The sequence below is a fragment of the Mammaliicoccus sp. A-M4 genome (assembly GCF_022386955.1).
Taxonomy (GTDB): Bacteria; Bacillota; Bacilli; order Staphylococcales; family Staphylococcaceae; genus Mammaliicoccus; species Mammaliicoccus lentus.
On record NZ_JAJNHH010000006.1, the window covers coordinates 61516 to 80453 of the forward strand.

20 protein-coding genes are annotated in these 18938 nt (G+C 31.7%); 5 read left to right on the forward strand and 15 right to left on the reverse strand.

Annotated features, from left to right (window positions below):
- The first annotated feature begins 43 nt into the window (after nucleotides 1-43).
- From LQ682_RS06790 to sarA, 5 genes are all read left to right on the forward strand, one after another.
- Nucleotides 44-1558: a PTS mannitol transporter subunit IIBC gene (locus tag LQ682_RS06790; RefSeq protein ID WP_016999478.1), complete on the forward strand. Its 1515-nt coding sequence runs from the start codon at nucleotides 44-46 to the stop codon at nucleotides 1556-1558.
- Between the two features lie 24 nt (nucleotides 1559-1582).
- Nucleotides 1583-3625: a BglG family transcription antiterminator gene (locus LQ682_RS06795; protein WP_218729484.1), complete on the forward strand. Its 2043-nt coding sequence runs from the start codon at nucleotides 1583-1585 to the stop codon at nucleotides 3623-3625.
- Nucleotides 3626-3631: 6 nt separating this feature from the next.
- On the forward strand, nucleotides 3632-4066 hold the full coding sequence (locus LQ682_RS06800; protein ID WP_016999476.1) for a PTS mannitol transporter subunit IIA: 435 nt from the start codon (nucleotides 3632-3634) through the stop codon (nucleotides 4064-4066).
- Nucleotides 4066-5184 (forward strand): mannitol-1-phosphate 5-dehydrogenase, encoded by a 1119-nt coding sequence (locus LQ682_RS06805; protein ID WP_239724061.1) that lies wholly within the window; start codon nucleotides 4066-4068, stop codon nucleotides 5182-5184. Before LQ682_RS06800 ends, LQ682_RS06805 begins: the two co-directional genes overlap by 1 nt.
- A 370-nt stretch (nucleotides 5185-5554) precedes the next feature.
- The gene (sarA, locus tag LQ682_RS06810; protein ID WP_016999474.1) at nucleotides 5555-5923 is read left to right on the forward strand and encodes a global transcriptional regulator SarA; all 369 of its coding nucleotides are present in this window, start codon (nucleotides 5555-5557) and stop codon (nucleotides 5921-5923) included.
- A 99-nt stretch (nucleotides 5924-6022) separates the two neighbouring features.
- Here the strand turns inward: sarA and LQ682_RS06815 are convergent, their stop codons facing one another.
- From LQ682_RS06815 to LQ682_RS06885, 15 genes are all read right to left on the reverse strand, one after another.
- The gene (locus LQ682_RS06815) at nucleotides 6023-6808 is read right to left on the reverse strand and encodes an alpha/beta fold hydrolase (protein ID WP_064204218.1); all 786 of its coding nucleotides are present in this window, start codon (nucleotides 6806-6808) and stop codon (nucleotides 6023-6025) included.
- Between the two features lie 140 nt (nucleotides 6809-6948).
- Nucleotides 6949-7665, reverse strand: a complete 717-nt coding sequence (locus LQ682_RS06820; protein ID WP_016999472.1) for an MFS transporter — start codon at nucleotides 7663-7665, stop codon at nucleotides 6949-6951.
- A gap of 105 nt (nucleotides 7666-7770) precedes the next feature.
- Entirely contained in the window at nucleotides 7771-8298 is a 528-nt protein-coding gene (locus LQ682_RS06825) for an SA0570 family protein (RefSeq protein ID WP_103268684.1), read from the reverse strand.
- A gap of 111 nt (nucleotides 8299-8409) precedes the next feature.
- Nucleotides 8410-9201, reverse strand: a complete 792-nt coding sequence (locus tag LQ682_RS06830) for an alpha/beta fold hydrolase (protein ID WP_239705322.1) — start codon at nucleotides 9199-9201, stop codon at nucleotides 8410-8412.
- Between the two features lie 2 nt (nucleotides 9202-9203).
- The gene (locus LQ682_RS06835; protein ID WP_016999469.1) at nucleotides 9204-9896 is read right to left on the reverse strand and encodes an HAD family hydrolase; all 693 of its coding nucleotides are present in this window, start codon (nucleotides 9894-9896) and stop codon (nucleotides 9204-9206) included.
- A 132-nt stretch (nucleotides 9897-10028) separates the two neighbouring features.
- A complete protein-coding gene (locus LQ682_RS06840; RefSeq protein WP_016999468.1) occupies nucleotides 10029-11027 on the reverse strand; it encodes a FecCD family ABC transporter permease in 999 nt (332 codons plus the stop codon).
- Nucleotides 11005-11892, reverse strand: a complete 888-nt coding sequence (locus LQ682_RS06845) for an ABC transporter substrate-binding protein (protein WP_239705323.1) — start codon at nucleotides 11890-11892, stop codon at nucleotides 11005-11007. The genes LQ682_RS06840 and LQ682_RS06845 overlap by 23 nt, the downstream gene beginning before the upstream one ends.
- A gap of 95 nt (nucleotides 11893-11987) precedes the next feature.
- Nucleotides 11988-13646 (reverse strand): arginine--tRNA ligase, encoded by a 1659-nt coding sequence (argS, locus tag LQ682_RS06850; RefSeq protein ID WP_239705324.1) that lies wholly within the window; start codon nucleotides 13644-13646, stop codon nucleotides 11988-11990.
- On the reverse strand, nucleotides 13643-14062 hold the full coding sequence (locus LQ682_RS06855) for a YwiB family protein (RefSeq protein WP_231055916.1): 420 nt from the start codon (nucleotides 14060-14062) through the stop codon (nucleotides 13643-13645). Before LQ682_RS06855 ends, argS begins: the two co-directional genes overlap by 4 nt.
- A gap of 202 nt (nucleotides 14063-14264) precedes the next feature.
- Complete coding sequence (locus LQ682_RS06860; RefSeq protein WP_103268679.1) at nucleotides 14265-14777, reverse strand: YwhD family protein; 513 nt, start codon at nucleotides 14775-14777, stop codon at nucleotides 14265-14267.
- 67 nt (nucleotides 14778-14844) lie between these two features.
- Nucleotides 14845-16143 (reverse strand): HD domain-containing protein, encoded by a 1299-nt coding sequence (locus LQ682_RS06865; RefSeq protein ID WP_016999463.1) that lies wholly within the window; start codon nucleotides 16141-16143, stop codon nucleotides 14845-14847.
- A 23-nt stretch (nucleotides 16144-16166) separates the two neighbouring features.
- On the reverse strand, nucleotides 16167-16928 hold the full coding sequence (locus tag LQ682_RS06870; protein WP_103268678.1) for a 2-keto-4-pentenoate hydratase: 762 nt from the start codon (nucleotides 16926-16928) through the stop codon (nucleotides 16167-16169).
- A gap of 13 nt (nucleotides 16929-16941) precedes the next feature.
- The gene (locus tag LQ682_RS06875) at nucleotides 16942-17418 is read right to left on the reverse strand and encodes a GNAT family N-acetyltransferase (protein WP_016999461.1); all 477 of its coding nucleotides are present in this window, start codon (nucleotides 17416-17418) and stop codon (nucleotides 16942-16944) included.
- A 273-nt stretch (nucleotides 17419-17691) separates the two neighbouring features.
- Nucleotides 17692-18018 carry a YuzB family protein gene (locus LQ682_RS06880; protein WP_016999460.1) on the reverse strand — a complete coding sequence of 109 codons (327 nt, stop codon included), beginning with the start codon at nucleotides 18016-18018 and terminating at the stop codon, nucleotides 17692-17694.
- 81 nt (nucleotides 18019-18099) lie between these two features.
- Nucleotides 18100-18936 (reverse strand): lipoate--protein ligase family protein, encoded by an 837-nt coding sequence (locus LQ682_RS06885; RefSeq protein ID WP_239705325.1) that lies wholly within the window; start codon nucleotides 18934-18936, stop codon nucleotides 18100-18102.
- Between the last annotated feature and the right edge of the window lie 2 nt (nucleotides 18937-18938).

Consider the following 18938-nt stretch of genomic DNA (forward strand, 5'->3'; position numbering starts at 1 on the left):
ATAAAGGTACAAATACTTTTACGTAAAGGAAGGTGTGTTTTACATGGCAGAACAAACTGAAAAGAAAAAGGGTATAGGTCCGAAAGTCCAAGCCTTTGGTTCATTTTTAAGTAGTATGATTATGCCTAATATTGGTGCTTTTATTGCTTGGGGGCTTATAACTGCACTATTTATTGAAGATGGTTGGTTACCTAACGAAGAACTTGCAACTATGGTAGATCCAATGATCAAATATTTAATACCATTACTTATAGCATTTAGTGGTGGTCGTTTAGTACACGGTTTACGTGGTGGTGTCGTTGGTGCCACTGCTACAATGGGTGTTATTGCTGCATTCCCAGACACACCAATGTTAATTGGTGCAATGATTATGGGACCGCTTCTTGGTTGGTTAATGAAGAAAGTTGATGATTTCTTAGTACCAAGAACACCTCAAGGCTTTGAAATGTTATTTAACAACTTCTCAGCTGGTATTCTAGCATTCTTAATGGCAATTGTCGGTTTCAAAGGATTAGCGCCATTAGTTGAAGGTTTAATGAAATTACTTGGTATGGGCGTTGATTTCTTAGTATCTCATCACTTACTACCTTTAGTAAGTATCATCATCGAACCTGCCAAGACAGTATTCTTAAATAATGCGATTAACCATGGTGTGTTAACACCGTTAGCTTCTGAACAAGTTTCAGCAGCTGGTAAATCTATTTTGTATACTTTAGAATCTAACCCTGGTCCAGGTTTTGGTATATTACTTGCTTACATGGTATTCGGTAAAGGAACAGCTAAAGCAACTTCATATGGTGCTGGTATTATCCACTTCTTAGGTGGTATTCACGAAATTTACTTCCCATACGTATTAATGCGTCCTTTATTATTAGTAGCTGCTGTACTTGGTGGTATGACAGGTGTTGCAACATTTAGTATGTTCGGCTTTGGTACGACAGGACCTGCCTCTCCAGGTTCTATAATTGCATACTTCGCAATCACACCTAAAGGCAGTTATTTAGTCATGTTACTAGGCATATTTCTTGCTACACTCGTTTCATTTATCGTCGCATCGATTATCTTGAAATTCACTAAAGACCCTGAAGGCGACTTAGAATCTGCAACTGCAGATATGGAAGCTCGCAAAGGGAAAAAATCTTCAGTAAGCAGTGCTTTAACAGCTGATAACACAGGAACAGAAGCTGAAGCAACTTCTGAAAATGAAGAAGAAAAAGATGAATCTGAAGAATTATTAGATAAATACGATACTGAAAACATAGATGCTCACGATTTCTCTAACGTTCAAAAAGTGATATTCGCTTGTGATGCTGGTATGGGCTCAAGTGCAATGGGTGCAGGTATGTTAAGAAATAAATTCAAAAAAGCTGACCTATCAGATATTGAAGTTACAAATACTGCAATCAACCAATTACCTGACGACGCAGATGTTGTTATTACTCAAAAAACGCTAACAGATAGAGCGATTAAGAAAAATCCTAAAGCAATTCATATTTCAGTAGATAATTTCTTGAATTCTCCAAGATATGAAGAACTTATCAATGAATTAAAAAAATAATTTTAAACAAAGGAGTGAAGGTTAATGATGATAAGTAATCGGGAAAAAAGTGTTCTCAAGTTACTATCTGAACGCCTTCACTCTTTTTTAACGATTCATGACATTGCCCAAACTCTAGGTATTTCTTCAAGAACTGTTCATAGAGAAATGAAAAGAGTAGAAAAGACTTTAGAAAATTATCATTTATCTTTATCTAGAGTGCCTAAATTAGGTTTACGCATTGAGGGCGACCCCGATGATATAGATCAATTTATGCAAGCACTAAATGAGCAAGATACAATCGATTTGTCAGATGAAGAAAGAAAAGTAATTATTCTATACAATTTAATACAGTCTAAAGATCCAGTTAAACTTTATAGTTTGGCTAATGAAATTGGTGCATCCACACGAACTTTAAATAAAATTTTAGAACAGTTAGAACCTGAATTAACACTTTTTGATTTATCTATAGAAAGAAAACGTGGCGAAGGTTTATTGTTAATTGGTGAAGAAGTTAACAAGCGACAACTCTTAGCTCGTATCATGTTAGAAAAATTAGATAGTGATAGTGTATATTCTGTTGTTGAAGACCACTTCGTCTATCACTCTTTAAACGAAACGCATTTACAAGGCATCGTAGATATAGATAGATTGTTTAACGTTGAGAGACTCCTAATGGACGAACTCGGTGTTCTACCCTATACGTTAACGGAAGCTAGTTATTTAACATTAACTATCCATATCGTTTTATCTATAGAACGCATTAAACAAGATGGTCATGTTGAAATTGAAAACGATATTTTAAACGAATTGATTTCAACTGAAGAGTTCAAAGTTTCAACTCGCTTAACTAATGTATTAAGTGACATTTACGATGTGACTTTTAACAGTTCAGAAATTGCTTTTATTACGATGCATTTAAGAGGCGCAAGAAGACGTCATGAAACAACTTATGAAAATAGCGAGATTCACGAACAACATGTAACTAGATTAATTGATTTTGTAAAATCACGCGGTTTCTCTTTTAAAGATGAATCGTCTTTATTCAATGGTTTAAATTTACATTTAGAACCAGCTATTAATAGACTTGAAGCAAACATTGAAACCTACAATCCGCTTACCGAAATGATTGAAACTTATGATAAAGAACTTTTTGAAGCTGTTTCGTCAGGTTTAAAGATTGTACTCAGTGATTATCATTTTCCTAAAAGTGAAATTGCTTATATTGCATTACACTTTGGTGGCATGCTCAATGAAAAACAAAGTCCTTCACTTCATGTGTTAGTCGTCTGTAGTAGTGGTATAGGTACAAGTAGAATCTTATCTAATCGATTGAAACAACATTTTTCTGAAATAGCAGAGACAACAGAAGTTTCAGTAAGTGATTTAAAATCTATTGATTACTCTAAATATGACGGTATGATTTCAACAGTTTCTTTAGATACGAAATATCCACATATTACAGTTAATCCATTATTACCTGAACAAGATGCCGAAAGTGTTAAATACTTCCTAGATTTACAACAAAATATACATTACGCATTAAAAGATGATGTAGGTGAAAAGTCTCAGCTATCACATAAAGATTATGATCAAACAGTCAACTTTATAGAAGATAGTTTAACTTTGATTCAAAACATGATTTTCGAACAAAGAAAAGTAACCAATCTTACTCGATATCTAGTACAAACACTGACAAAACACCACGTCCTTGAAAATAGTAATGATTTTATTGAAAAGTTTGAACAAAGAACAGCGTTACAAGGATTTGCACTTACAGGGTATCCAGTAGCAATACCTCACCTATCAGACGAATCAATAAAGAAACCTCAGCTCATTATTACAGAATTAATAAAACCATTAAGCTTAAAGACGATAGAAAATAAAGAGCAAGAGGTTAATTGGTTAGTTTCAATGTTTATACCGGCTAATTCAGAACAAGGACAACTAATGAGCGAAGTATCATCTTTAATTACAGAACATTTAGATGACATTAATCATCTATTAAACGATCGTGTATTAATAGAAAATACACTTAAATCATTTTTCTTAAATAAACTAAAACAAAAATTAACGAAAACGGAGTGACTTATCATGACACAATTATTTAATCCAGAAAACATTATTATGAACTTATCAGTAAATTCACAAGAAGAAGCAATCGAAAAAGCAGGACAAGTATTAGTAGAAGATGGAGCAGTAACAGAGAAATACATCACTGCTATGAAAGAACGTGAACAAATTGTAACAACTTATATGGGTAATTTCTTAGCTATTCCACATGGCACAGACGAAGCTAAAAACGAAGTATTAAAATCAGGGTTAGTTTTACTACACATCCCAGAAGGCGTTGATTGGGACGGTAACGAAGCTAAAGTTATTGTAGGCATTGCTGGTAAAGATGGCGAACATTTAGACATCCTTTCACAAATCGCAATTACATTTAGTGAAGAAGAAAACGTTGAAAAAGTTATAAATGCTCAAACAAAAGAAGAAATTCTTGCAGTCTTTGAGGAGGTTGAGCTTTAATGAAAGCCATTCATTTTGGAGCCGGTAATATCGGCCGTGGTTTCATTGGCAAAGTTTTAAGTGATAATGGTTACGAAGTTACTTTCGTAGACGTAAACGCGGATGTTATCAATCAAATTAACGAAGAACAAGCTTATAACGTCATTATAGCTAATGAAGAAAATACTAAAGAACCTGTTTCAGGCGTCAAAGGTATTAATAGCATTTCAAATACAGAAGATTTAAAAGCAGCAATCCTTGAAGCAGATGTTATTACAACAGCTGTAGGTGTAAATATTTTACCTATCATTGCTAAATCTTTTGCAAACTTTTTAACAGAACGCGAACCTGGTAAAAAACTTAATATCGTTGCTTGTGAGAATGCAATCATGGCTACAGATCAGTTGAAAGAAGCAATATTAAATATAACTGGTCCACTATCAGAAGATATTTCATTCCCAAATTCAGCAGTCGACCGTATTGTTCCTCAAGGTCAAAAAGAAGGTTCATTAGACGTATTAGTGGAACCATTCTTTGAATGGGTTGTCGAAGCGTCAAAATGGCAAGGAACACAATTAAAAGATGTACATTACGTTGATGATTTAACGCCATATATCGAAAGAAAATTAATGACAGTAAACACTGGTCATGCTTACTTAGCGTATTATGGACAATACAAAGGTTACAATACAATTCTTGAAGCCATTCAAGATAAAGAAATTAAAGCCGGTTTACATGAAGTACTTAACGAAACAAGTGAGTACCTCATATCAACATTTGATGAATTCACTAAAGAAGATCAAGCTTATTATGTTGAAAAAATAATTGGTCGCTTTAATAATCCTTACCTATCAGATGATGTTACAAGAGTTGGTAGAGGTGTACTACGTAAAGTTGGACCAAATGATCGAATCGTTAAACCTTTAATCGAATTAGCAAAAAGAAATAAAAAGCATTCTGAACTTGTTAAAGCTGTTTGTTATTTACTAGAATACAAAGATGTAAATGACAAAGAAACTGTCGAAAAAGACACTTATATCAAAGAACATAGTGTGGCAGAATTCTTACAAAAATATGCAGAGTTAGATGCTGAAACAATTGAAGAAGTCATCATACAATACACAGAAATTGAAAAGTAGTTTTTGAAAAGCCGTATAAATATACGGCTTTTTCTTTTCATTCTATAAATAATACAATTAATATCTCATCATTTCGTTATGTTTTATTTATTTTATTAGAAGAATTAATATTTTTTGCACACTTAAATTTCTTAACATTATATTATGTGTGACTTTCGTTTGTGACATTTATATTATTTGTATTAATATTTAATTAAATCCTACTCTTATTAGTTTACATATAGCTATATTTGAGCTAAAATAAGAAAATAATTGATTAACTAAAATCATAGTTTTGAAATACAAAAAGCTTTTTATTGAATGATACAAGGGGTTGTATTACTTTGTGTTTCTTCAAAATTTAAAAAACCATTATCTAGGGGGATTCAAAATGGCAATTTCTAAAATAGAAAATTGTTCGGATTTATTATCGCTTGTAACGTATGTGGACAAATTAAAGTCAATCATTAAAAAAGATTTTTCACTAAGCTTCGAAGAGTTTGCTGTACTTACTTACATTAATGACACGGATGAAGAAGAATATCATTTAAAGAAAATCATTAATAAACTCAACTATAAACAACCGCAAATTGTTAAAGCTGTAAAAAACTTATCACAACAAGACTATTTCACTAAGAGAAGAAATGAATATGACGAACGTACTGTATTAATTTTAGTTAATAAAAAACAACGCAAATCTATAGCTGACGTCATCGCAAAAATCGATAAAGAAATAGCTAATACTGATATAAATGATTAATTTTGCATCAAGCATTAAATATTCTTGATACAAATAAAAAGGTACACCAAAATTATTTGGTGTACCTTTTTATTGTATAAATTTATTAAGACATAATACTTATGATATTGATTGTTTCATAGAAGTGCATTGTTTTAAAAATTTAGTAACTACTTTTTTAAATTTTTCACTTTCTTCGATAAAAGGTGCATGTCCTGAATTTTCAAAGAGTTCTGTATGTGCATTTTTAATATGATTTGTTTCATCTTCATCTAAGAATGGATCATGTTTCCCTTTTATTATAAGTGTTGGGACTTTAATATCATCTGACTCAATATTAATACCATTAATTGTTCGCACTGATATAGCATCTTGTTCTTCTGTCATTCGATAATATTTTTTCACTTCTTGGTACCATTTGAACGTTGTATCAGTGTTATAAAAAATTTCATTAAACAAAATTAACATTGCTTCTTCTTTACTAAAGCCGGCAACTTTATCTCTATGTTTTGCAATTAATTTAATGAGAGGCTGTTTTCCTTTATTAGAAATAGATGATATTAAGATAAGTTTCTTAACACGTTTGGGTTGTTGTATCGTCAATTCTTGAGCGATTACACCACCCATATCGTGACCTACAATATATGCTGATTCAATGCCTTCAGCATCCATTAAATCAATGATGTCATTGATATGTTCTTGTATTGAAATTTCTGTTGGTTTATCTGATTTTCCATGTCCTCTGGAATCAATTGAATATATTTTAAAATCGTTTTTTAACTGTTCGACTGTAGAATGAAATGCTGCTAAATTCATACTCAATGCATGCAACATAATTAATGGAGTCCCGTTTCCATTTTTCTCAAAAGCGATTTGAGTACCATCCCTTGTTATTAGTTTACCCATAAGTAATCCTCCCAACTTTACAGTAATAATATACCCGATTAACACAATTTCACACTTTTATATATTTAATTTAATAAAATGAAAATGAATCAGGCTGAGACATAAAATAAATGTCTCAGCCTGATTTTAATATTATTTAGTTAAACGTATCTTCTTGTCGAATATCTCATTACGAAGAATAAAATAATCATCAATATAATTGCCCAACTAGCAATAGTCACGCTCATAATTATCGTTTCATTAGTTGTCACAGATGAGATTGTTTTTTGTAAAACAATAAATCCCATTGCAGCAACTTCTAATTTACGTAGGAAAATCGCGAGAATTAACAACATAAGGCCTATTACGAATATCGCTTGGAAAATGACTAACGGCAAAACATAAATGCCTAAGTTCAAATTAAAGATTTTTAATACACAAAGGATAAGGCCTATACCAAAAACAGTAATATTGGTAATCATCAATTTTCTATTGGGATACAAATAACTGTTCCGTTTTATTGTTAAATATACACCTAGTGATGTTGTTAATATAAAAATTACATATAATACATATAATCCTGTCACAGCACTAAATAAAACCAATTTCTTATCAAGTAAATATGCAAATAATAAGAAATTTAATGTATAAAAAAGAATAGGGTTATAGCTAACAATTGCTAAATTTCGTTGTATAATTTGAAGAATTTCAGCGTGTGATTTATGTCTGTATTCAGCATAATCAACTTCTTTTTCGTCTGATTTTTTCATATCTTTCTTTAATGAATGCTGAACTTTGTCTATTCGCTCAGGCAATACACCTACATGTTGTAAATAATCATTCACATTTTCAAGTAATACTGTATTGTTAGGACGCATTAACACACCACCTTATTCTCATATTGTATAAATTAATCCCCCATTATGCAATATGTATATTACAATAATGGGAGATTCGTTTAAGCTATTGAGCTATCAAGCTATTTAATATTGGCCTAAATCAATACGATACACTTTATAATCTTTACTGTCTGGTGTAGCTTTCGATAGTTGGAAATGCGCTTTATCATTATTCACGTAAGCATAACCGCCAGTATATTTATTATTTTGTACACGTTTAGTAGTATCTTCACCTAAAAGGTCTACTAACTGATTTAAATCTACATTAGTCTGTTGATCATAAATCATTGTAATACGTTTAACTGATTCATTCTGACCTTTGCCTGTTCCTGTAATAATCATATGACCATTTTTTGTGTCAAATTCATAATAGTTTTCTTTTTCATTACTGTCATCAGAGTATGAGTACATTAAATTAGGATACTTGTTTTTAATTTTTGAAACTTTATCTCCAATTTTAATATTCTCAATGGCTTGAGTACCCTCTTTATATGATTCTATATTCTTCTCATTTATATCTAAGTGGGTATCATTTGCTGCTTGTGCCTCAGTAAACGGTGAAAATGGTAAAACCATAAGTAACATCGCAATAGTTAAGAGACATTTTTTCATATGAGGTTCTCCTCCATTTATCTGTCTTTTTGATTATGCATCCAACCTGCGATTATTATAACATAGTCATTACAATTTGACTACTTTTATTACAATCATGTAACAAAACGATTAATTTTGAGGAATTCCACTTAAAAATTCATTCATTTCACTAATAAATTTCTCTTTTTCTTCAACAAATGGTAGTTCTCCAGACTGCTCAAATAATACAAATTCACTATTTGGTAGCAGTTCGCTTATTTTTTGACCTTCACTATATAGGATTTTTCCATCATACTTTCCTGAAATGACAAGTGTTTTCACTTTAATTTCATGTAATAAAGCAAGAATATCAAAATCTTTGAATGAACGTTTTATTGTGATTTCTTCTTCCATTGTTTGTAATGCATGAGAAGGTATATGCGATTTTACAAACTTTTTAGCTTTTTTAATGTTTTTGTATCTAAATTTCATTAAATATTTTTCTTTTTCTTCATCATTCATTGTTCTTATTTCATCTGCATGTCTATCGTAAATACGGTTTTCCGGGAAAGTTTTATGATTATCTGTAGGATTAATCAATATTAAACCTTCTACTAAATTTGGACTTTTATAAGCAAGCCCTAGTGCTACAGTTGAACCTAGTTCTAAACCAATAACAAAAGCTCGATTAATAAATAATCCATTTAGTAATTGCTGGATATCTGAAACGTAATCATCAACTCTACTATCAAATGGTGCATCGCTTAAACCATGCCCTCTCATATCTATAGATATCACTTGATACTGTTTACTCAAATTTTTGATAAGAGGTGCAAATACTTCCATATCTTGAAAAACACCGTGCAATAAGATTATCGGGAAACCTTTTCCTTTTGTTTCATAATGTATTGCTACATTCTCTTTAGTTAAGAATAAATTCATGATTATTCACCTCTTTGAATTTGTTTACATATCTCTATTAAATCACTTAAATTTTCAATTGTATAATCTAATTCATTTTCTTCAGGTGTTCCTAATACCGAATTAGCAACCCAAGCATTTTTCATCCCCATCGCATAAGCGGGAGCAATATCATTGATTGGACAATCACCAACATATAATACTTGTTCTGGCTTAACACCTAAATGCTTCATATTATCTTCGAAAATAATAGGATCGGGTTTCATCGCACCTACATCTTCTGAAATTGAAATATAGTCGATGTATGGGTCTATACCAATAGCGTTGATTACATGTGTAACTTTCTCGCTTTCACCATTTGCAATAACACCTAGTTTATATCCCATACTTTCCAATTTATCTAAAGTAAACAATGTATCGTAAAACGGAAAGTGGTATCTATAATAATGCATTTTATAGTCATTATAAAACATCTTCCAAGTAATTTTTTCAATGTTTAATCTCTTAACGAGTTCTTGATAAACCCATTCTATATCCTCTAAACCGTAGGGATTTAACGTTAAATATACCTTTTCAAAATCACGTCTTTGGACTGTAACCATCAATTCATGAAATCTTTCAAATTGTTCTTCCAAAAATTTTAATCGTGACTTTTCACGATCTACAAGCGTATCTTCTAAATCAAAGATAATTGCTTGAATGTCACATGAATCCATGTCATCATCCCTTTCATAGAAATATTTTAAACTATTCTATTCAGAAAGCAACAACAATTTTATAGCTAAAAACACCAATTTGTTAGATAAACTACTAACAAATTGGTGTTTACTATATGAAATATTACAACATTAAAGGTTGCCTTTTTCTTTTTTGCGTTGTTCCGTTATCATTAGATACATCATAACGGGTATAGCGATAATTGACAATACAATACCTACTGGAATTTGTATCGGACTTATAATGACACGGCCTATGGTATCTGCTATTAATAACAACGATCCACCTATTAAAATATTAAGTATCATTTTAATGAACATAGGCACTCTATATACTCTCCTTACTACTTGGGGTACAATCATACCTATAAAGCCAATAATGCCTGTGAAACTTATTATAACGGCCGTCATAACTGCAGCTATTAATAAGCAGAACCATGATATAAATCTAACATTAACACCAAGCGTAATAACTTTATCTTCACCTAGTTGTATAAGCTTGATTACATGGCTCATACCTAATAATAAGACAATACATATAATAGTTACGACTCCAGTTATTTCGACGGTTATTCTCTCAGCTGAAGCAACACTTCCAAACATATATGAAACCATGTTATTAACTTTGTCTGGCTTTATTAATAGTAGTATATATAATGCTGCACTAAAAAATGCGCCAATAAATATACCCGATAAAATCATCGTAGCTACATGAAAAGTTTTTACCATTGTTTCCGTAACTAATACGATGATTATTAACGTTAACATGCTAAAAAATATTGAAAACAACGGCACAAACCAAATGGATACACCAAGAAATACTGCAAGTGCACTTCCAAATGTTGCGCCACTAGCAAGACCTAATGTAAAACTATCTGCTAATGGGTTATTTAATATTGTTTGATAAATATGACCACTCATTACTAGTCCCATACCAGCAATTAAAGCCAGTAATGTTCTCGGAACTCTTAATTTATAAAAAATCGTCCATTCTAGTTGATTATCAAATTTCCATGTTATACCTGTAGAACCTATAAACAAAGACACTGCAACAGATAACAATAGAACGAGAAACCAAATCAAAATATACTTAAAATGACTAGATTGATTAGTCGTATATTTTGTCTGCAAGCTCTTCTAATCCTTCAGCTAGTCTTGGACCTGGTCTTGATATTTTATCTGCGTTTAATGCGTATACGCTGTCGTTTTTAACTGCATTTACTTGATCAAACCCGTCTCTATTGTTATTCAATTTTTTATATTCTTCTTCGCTTTGCCCGCTAGTTGTTATCATAACGTCTGGATTGCGTTTCAAAATACTTTCTTTATCTGTTTTAATCCAGCCTTCTTCATCATGAAATACATTTTTAGCTTTAATTGAAGTTAACATATCATCATAAAATGTGTTTTTACCTGATGTATAAATATCTGGTTGTGATGAAATTTCCATAAATACTTTTTTTCCTTGTTTATCTTCAGGTATATCTTTTTTCACCTTTTCGATATCGTTTTTCACTTTATCTACAAGCTTATTAGCTTCTTTTTCTTTACCTGTAACTTTACCAACTTGTTTAAATGTTTGGTACATTTCATTGATGGAATTAGCATCATCTATGTATACGACTTTAACGCCAGCATCAGTTAATTTTTTCAAATCTTTTTCTTGTGTAGATTTATTAGATTCATGTGCCAATATTAAATCTGGTTTAGCTTTCATTAATGCTTCTGTATCTAATTTAAATGCATCAAATTGTTTTTTATCTTTCACATCTTTAGGATAATCATCCACTATAGAAACCCCTACAACTTTATCACCAAGACCCAGTTCATATAATATTTCTGTATTACTTGGAATTAATGAAATAATTCGTTTGTATTCTACTTTCTCCTTTGATTCTTGTTTTGCTTCATTTTTTTCATTATCTGTATTACTTTGACAGCCTGAAAGTACAATTATTGCTGCAAATAATAAATACACAACTCTAAATAATTTCATTTTATCTCTCTCCTATCTTTACTTAAAAAATGATACACAAAAAGGCGCAACTCAAATAAGCTTGAGCTGCACCTCAATTAAAACAATATATTAAATTACATTGATTCTGGGGCAGAAACACCAATTAGTTTTAAAGCGTTACGTAAAGTAATACGTGCTGCTTCGATTAAAGCTAAATGTGCTTTTGTCTTTTCTATATCATCTGTTAATACTTTTTCAGCGTTATAGAATTTATGGAATTGTGCAGCTAAATCTTGAATATAATTCGTCATACGATGTGGACTACGTGATTCTGCAGCTGATACAATCGTTGGTTCAAATTCAGCAATTTTCTTCAATAATTCAAAAGCTTTATCATGCGTAACTAAAGATAAATCAACATCTTTATCTAGCTTAATTCCTTTTTCTTCTGCTTGGCGAATAATAGATGATATTCTCGCATGAGCATATTGTGCATAATAAACTGGATTATCTTGAGATTCTTTCTTCGCAAGTTCCATATCAAAATCGAAATGAGTATCAGGACTACGCATAGTTAAGAAATAACGCGCTGCATCAACGCCAACTTCATCCATAATATCTCGTAAAGTAATAGCATTACCCGTACGTTTACTCATTTTAACTTCTACACCATCTTGTAATAATCTTACCATTTGCATAATTTGGATTTCAAGACGGTTTGAGTCAACGCCAAATGTTTCTAAAGATGCTTTAAGACGGTTTATATAACCGTGATGATCAGCACCGAATAAATTGATTAATTTATCAAATTTACGTTCTACTTTATCATAATGATATGCGATATCTGGTAAGAAGTAAGTGTACGTACCGTCTTGTTTAACAAGTACACGATCTTTATCGTCACCAAATTCAGTAGTTCTTAACCATGTTGCGCCGTCTTTCTCAAATGTATAACCAAGTTCAGTCATTTTATCAAGTACAGCTGTAATTTCATTTGCTTCATATAAAGATGTTTCACTAAACCAACTATCAAAATGTATATTAAAATCATTTAAATCATTTTTTAATTTAGCCATTTCATAATCTAAACCAAGTTTACGGAAAGTCTTAATTCTTTCTTCCTCTGGTTGATCTTTAATTTCTGGATGTTTCTCAGCTAAATCTTTCCCTATTGAGATGATATCTTTGCCATAATAACCATCTTCGGGTAATTCAGTGTCGACACCCATTGCTTGATCGTAACGTGCTTCTATAGAATGTGCTAAGTTTTCAATTTGTTTACCTGCATCATTTATATAGTATTCTCTAGTTACATCATAGCCTGCTGCACTTAAAATATTAGATAGCGTATCGCCAACTGCAGCATTACGAGCATGACCGATGTGTAAATCACCAGTTGGATTTGCAGATACATATTCTACTATAATACTTTCGTTCTTAGATTCATCCGCTTGACCAAAAGTTTCTCCTTTATTTAAAGCTGTTTCAATAACAGTTGTTAAATATTGTTGATCTAAGTAAAAATTAATAAATCCAGGCCCAGCGATATCTACTTTTTTTACATTTGCTTTTGTAGTATCTAAATTTTCTACAATTTGTTTAGCAATTTCACGTGGATTTTTACGCGCTATTTTTGTTAATACCATTGCAATGTTTGTTGAATAATCTCCGTTTGTTGAATCTTTAGGTGTTTCAATTTTAATCTCGGGTACTTCGTCTACAAGTTGAGCTTTTAATATACTCGCTTTAATTTCTTCTATTAATGTTTCTTTAACTTGATCAATTATATTCATACATTTATCTCCTTGTAATTTATTTGAAATTGATATGTTCCGAGTAAGCCTGATGGATCACTTAATTGATAGTGTATTTTTAATTTACCTTTTTCTTCATCTATAAAGTGTTTGATTGACAATGTTTTGACGTTCAAAGTCATACGACCCGCTTCAGTTTCATAATAGCTAACCGTATCCTTACCTTCTACAAAATGAAAAGTTGTATTAACTGTACCCGTACGGTGAATTTTAACGCCAGTTTTGTCTATTTTAAGCATGTTCTTAACAACTTGGTCATCTATTGTTTCTTCATACCTAATAATATCACTATTCCTTTTGTGATATGTACCTGTAGTATTAGTTTGAAATGTTGATTTATCGCCATTTTGTTTAACTACTTGTCTGACATTAACGCTGATATTTTCTTTCATCATATCTCACCTCACCGTTTTAGAACCGTTATAATTATAGCATATATGACAAATAAAATTAAAAAAAGCAGGGCTAAAAGCGCCTGCTTTCTTTAGTGTCCTAGCTATAGTAGCTATCAACTATTTTACTGATGAAATTCAGAAAAGACAATAGCAATTTACTTTTATTGCTATAATTCACAATTAAGTCACAAAATAGTCACAATTACTTTGTCTCTAATGATGCCTTTAATTCATCGCTACTATTATTCCACATTTCCATGTTATGTTCTTGAAGGAATTTTTTGAGTACTTTACGATTTTCATCACCAATTTGGTCAATTTTAATTTGGTGTTTCATGGATTTATCCATCATATTAACATGTTCAGGCATACTCTTAAATCCACGTTTCTTCGGTTTATTTACTAATAAGTAACATCCCGTTAAACCTGCATAATATGGACCTTGTTCTCCACGTTCAGTCGTAACCCAACAAAGCCAATATTCTCTCGCGTCCTCGCCTTTGACTTCTTCCGTATCTTTAACCCACTTAACTCGCTTTTCAACTTCAGCTCTTGCATGCATTGCACCTACATCTATAAAAGCTGTTTGTTCAGTTACATCAACAAATACAGGGGCTACGTTATCTAAGCTGATTGATCCTATATTCGTACCTTTATGTCCATCTAGTGGGTCATTTTTAATAATGTTAAATTGAAAGCCTTTCTTTTCAGCCATTATTTCACCTCATTTAATTCTTGTGTATATCATACTAGTGTTTAAGATTAATATTCAAGTTTGTAAATTATACCAATTCGTTTAATAAATTGATGATATCTCCCTTAATATCTTCATCTTCCATTTCTAAAATGAGTTCTTTCGGGTAATATAATTTATAATCTAGACGTTTAATTCCAGTAATACTATGAATAATTACTGACTGACTGCTTATCTCTTTAATATGACCTGTCTTTTGTAATAAATGTATTGGTTGGCGATTTGAACCAGGACGATCATAGTCGTATGGCAAATCGGAAAATGAATCACAAACAAAGTAATATTCCGGATCGATGCCACCTTTTTCGAATAACTCAGTTAATTCACCTATTGTAATAATAGATCCATCGAAAGGTAAATATTTAAATAAGTCACGATTGACGAATCGTTTACTTAAATCACTTAATATATCATCGTCTTCTTCAGTCCATTCTTCTAAATAGTACATAACAACTGATTCATCTAAACGAATATAATCTTTAATTGTTACATCACCTTCGAAAAACGGTATTAAATATTTCGGTGCTTCTTTAAATGAGTATCCATTATCATAAAGCACTTTAGCACGTTTAAAACATCTATTTAATAATACTTCTCCACCACGGCTAACTGGATGAAAATAAATTTGCCAATACATTTGATATCGGCTCATTAAGAAATTTTCAACTGCATGCATACCGCTTTCTTTAATCAGCACTTCATCTTTAGAAGGGCGCATCAAACGTAATACGCGTTCCATATCAAATTGACCGTAGCTCACACCCGTGAAATAAGCGTCTCGTTGTAAATAATCCATTCTATCGGCATCTATTTGTGAAGAAATCATAGAAATAACAAGTTTATTTTTATGGGTCTTATTAATTACATCCGCAACTTCAGTTGGAAAATCTGGAGATACTCTGCTCAGCACTTCATTTACTTCAGTATCACCTTTAATAATATCTTGCGTAAATTGTTCATGATCTGTTAAAAATATTTTCTCAAAACAATGAGAAAAAGGACCATGTCCTAAGTCATGTAGTAAAGCAGCACACAAAGCAAGTGGTCTATCTTTATTGTCCCACTGCGCTCTTCCAACAAATACTTCATCTATCATTCTTCTTACGATTTCATAAACACCTAAGGAGTGACCAAAGCGACTATGTTCAGCTGTATGGAAAGATAAATATAATGTTCCAAGTTGTTTGATTCTTCTTAAGCGTTGAAATTCTTTAGTTTTAATTAAATCCCAAATTAATTGATCGCTCACATGTATATAACGATGCACAGGATCTTTAAAAACTTTTTCTTCTGTTAATTTTTTCGTCCCATAATCTTCATAAGTCACTTAGTTTCCTCCTTTCGAAATTATTACTCAACTGTAAACTCAATGTTACCAACATTTTCATATTCTGCTTTATAAACCCCTTGAGTTAAAGGTTTAGGCAGTATAAATGTGCCGCTAGAAACAAACATACCTGGTTTCAATGAACGGTTATATTTTTTAATTTCAGAAATCAGCCATTTTACTGCTTTTGCTGGATGGCCTTCAACTTCTGTACTATTACCAGAAGCAATTTCTTTACCATCTAAATATAAAGTCCCTTTAATATTATTAATATCTTCATATGATAATTGTTTAGGCTCACCATATACAACACCACCACTCACTGCACTGTCGGCTATAATTTCAGTGACACTCAAGTTAGGGAACCAATTACTAAATCTTGAATCTGGTATCTCTATGCCTGGTGCGATTAAGCACTTATTCATAATATCTTCTAGACTGTCTTGTTCGTTTAACTCTTCTTGAACGAGAAATACAAGTTCCATTTCAATAAGTGGTTCATTTAAGTCGTTTAACTGAACACGTTTACCGAAAATCGTTGTATCTCCCATCGCACCATATAAAGGGGTTGTAGAAGAAAATATATCTCGTGTTTCTTGGCTTGTTAAACTAATTTTATATCCTTTATGCAACTCAGTTTCTTCTTTACGCTGAAGAACACCTTCTTGAACATCATAAGCAGCGTTCTCTGTGATATTCGAAGGTAAAACACCATTAGGAATAATCGTCTTATTCTCATATGCTTCATAAAATTGTGCTACCCATTTATTAAGTGATTGTTCCATTATCCTCTACCTCCTAGAAAGTTTTTTTCATGAGCGTTGTATGCATCGTTTCTCCGAAAAGTAACTCTTCATATTCACGCACTACTTCGAATCCTTCTTTCTTATAGAAAGCAATGCCGATATCATTTTTGCCATCTACTTCTAAATATACTTCATGATATTCACCTTTATAACTATTCAAACCTTTATACAACAAGGCTTTACCATAACCATCTCGCTGAGCTTCTGGCAATACGTAGTGGGATGATAAATATAGCTCAGTACCTTTAATGAAATTAGCAAAGCCAATAATCTTTCCATCCTCTTCAGCAACATAGAAATCAGAATCATTAATGCGCTTTTCTATCATCTCTTTAGAATAAGAAGCGTTTAAAAACGCTGTTACAGTACTTGCTGTATAAATATTCGTATATGTGTCATACCAAGCTTTAGACGCTACATTTTTAATTCCAGAATAATCCCCTACTGTTGCTTTCCTTACCTTTGTCATAAATACCTCTCCTCTATCTACCATCCACGCCATTCACTGGCCTTTACTATATTAAACGAATGACAATTATTAAATTACTTTAAAATCCTATCTTTATTTATAATTATATCATTTATATACAAAAAACTATAATATTCAGAATACTTAATTATAACCGAAAAGCCTGTGGAAAGGTATTATTTGTTAAGAATGTTAACACATATTAATAACATTCGAATAAAATATTTAAAATTTAAAAACCTACGAACTAATTTTAGCTCGTAGGTTTTCTTTTTACTTTTTCAATTTTTTATTAAGCTTTTCGTCTAATTCTTTTTGTCGACGTTTTCGTTCTTCGTTTCTAAGTCGTAATCTTTCTTCTTCTTCTGGATTACGTTTTTTCTGAAGTTGTTTATGGATTTTTTCCATTAGTTCATCTTCTGTTAAAGCGGCACACGGGCGGTTATTAACGAATGCGAATGTCTTTCTGCGACCTGGACCACAATATGATTGACATGCTACTTCAATTTCCGCATCTGGATCTAATTTTTTAATTTTCTTCATTAATGATGGAAGATTGACAGCTTGGCAGTCATCGCATAATTGAAATTTATTTCGCACTTGTTTCCCCACCTTTCATATTTTCTGTTTTAGCAATAAATTATTATACCACCTTCACAGATTTTTGAGAATGTCATTTTATTATTTTTGCATATTGCGTATCATTTTATTATTACGCTCTATCATGCGTTCGAAATATTTATCGTATAACGCCCATTCTTCTGTGGTAACTGGGTCCATATTTAAAGTTGCACCTAATGTTTTAAGGCTTCCTAATAATTTAAATAATATATCATTTGTCGTGTATTCTGTATTCAATAGTTCATTTATAGAAGCCATGCAATCAGGAATAATTGTAGGATAAATAAATTTTGTTTTTTCATTTTTCAGAGCATGTTGGTAGAATTCCTTCATCATTTCAGCTCTTTCTGAACCTGATCCTTCAACACACAAATATATTTGCACTGCTATGCCACCGCGTACTCTTCTTTGTGATATGCCTGCAAATTTTTTGTTATCAATACTTAAGTCATAACTTCCTGGGCAATATGATGCTGCGATTTCTTTATTTACAATTTTATCTGTTTCATCTTTGAACATTTCACGTATAAGACGTAACATCACTTCATAGCCTGTATCAATTGATACATCATGTCTACCTTTAAATATTAAAGATATATTCAGAACACCTTTATCCAACACAACTCCTAGACCACCCGAATTTCTTACAATCGCGCTATATCCTTTAACGTCATTCAAGAATGCTATTCCGTCTTTTAAATATGGAAGTCTAGAATCATGTATGCCTAAAATAACAACATGATTGTGTATCCATGTGCGCACAACACTTGGACTATTGTCGTTACCTACTTGTTCACAAAATGTATCATCGAAACTAAAGGACTGCATAGGTTGCAGTCCTGAAGTGTGGTCAATGTATCGCCATTCTTGTGTAAAATAATCTTGCAAGTTTTCCATGA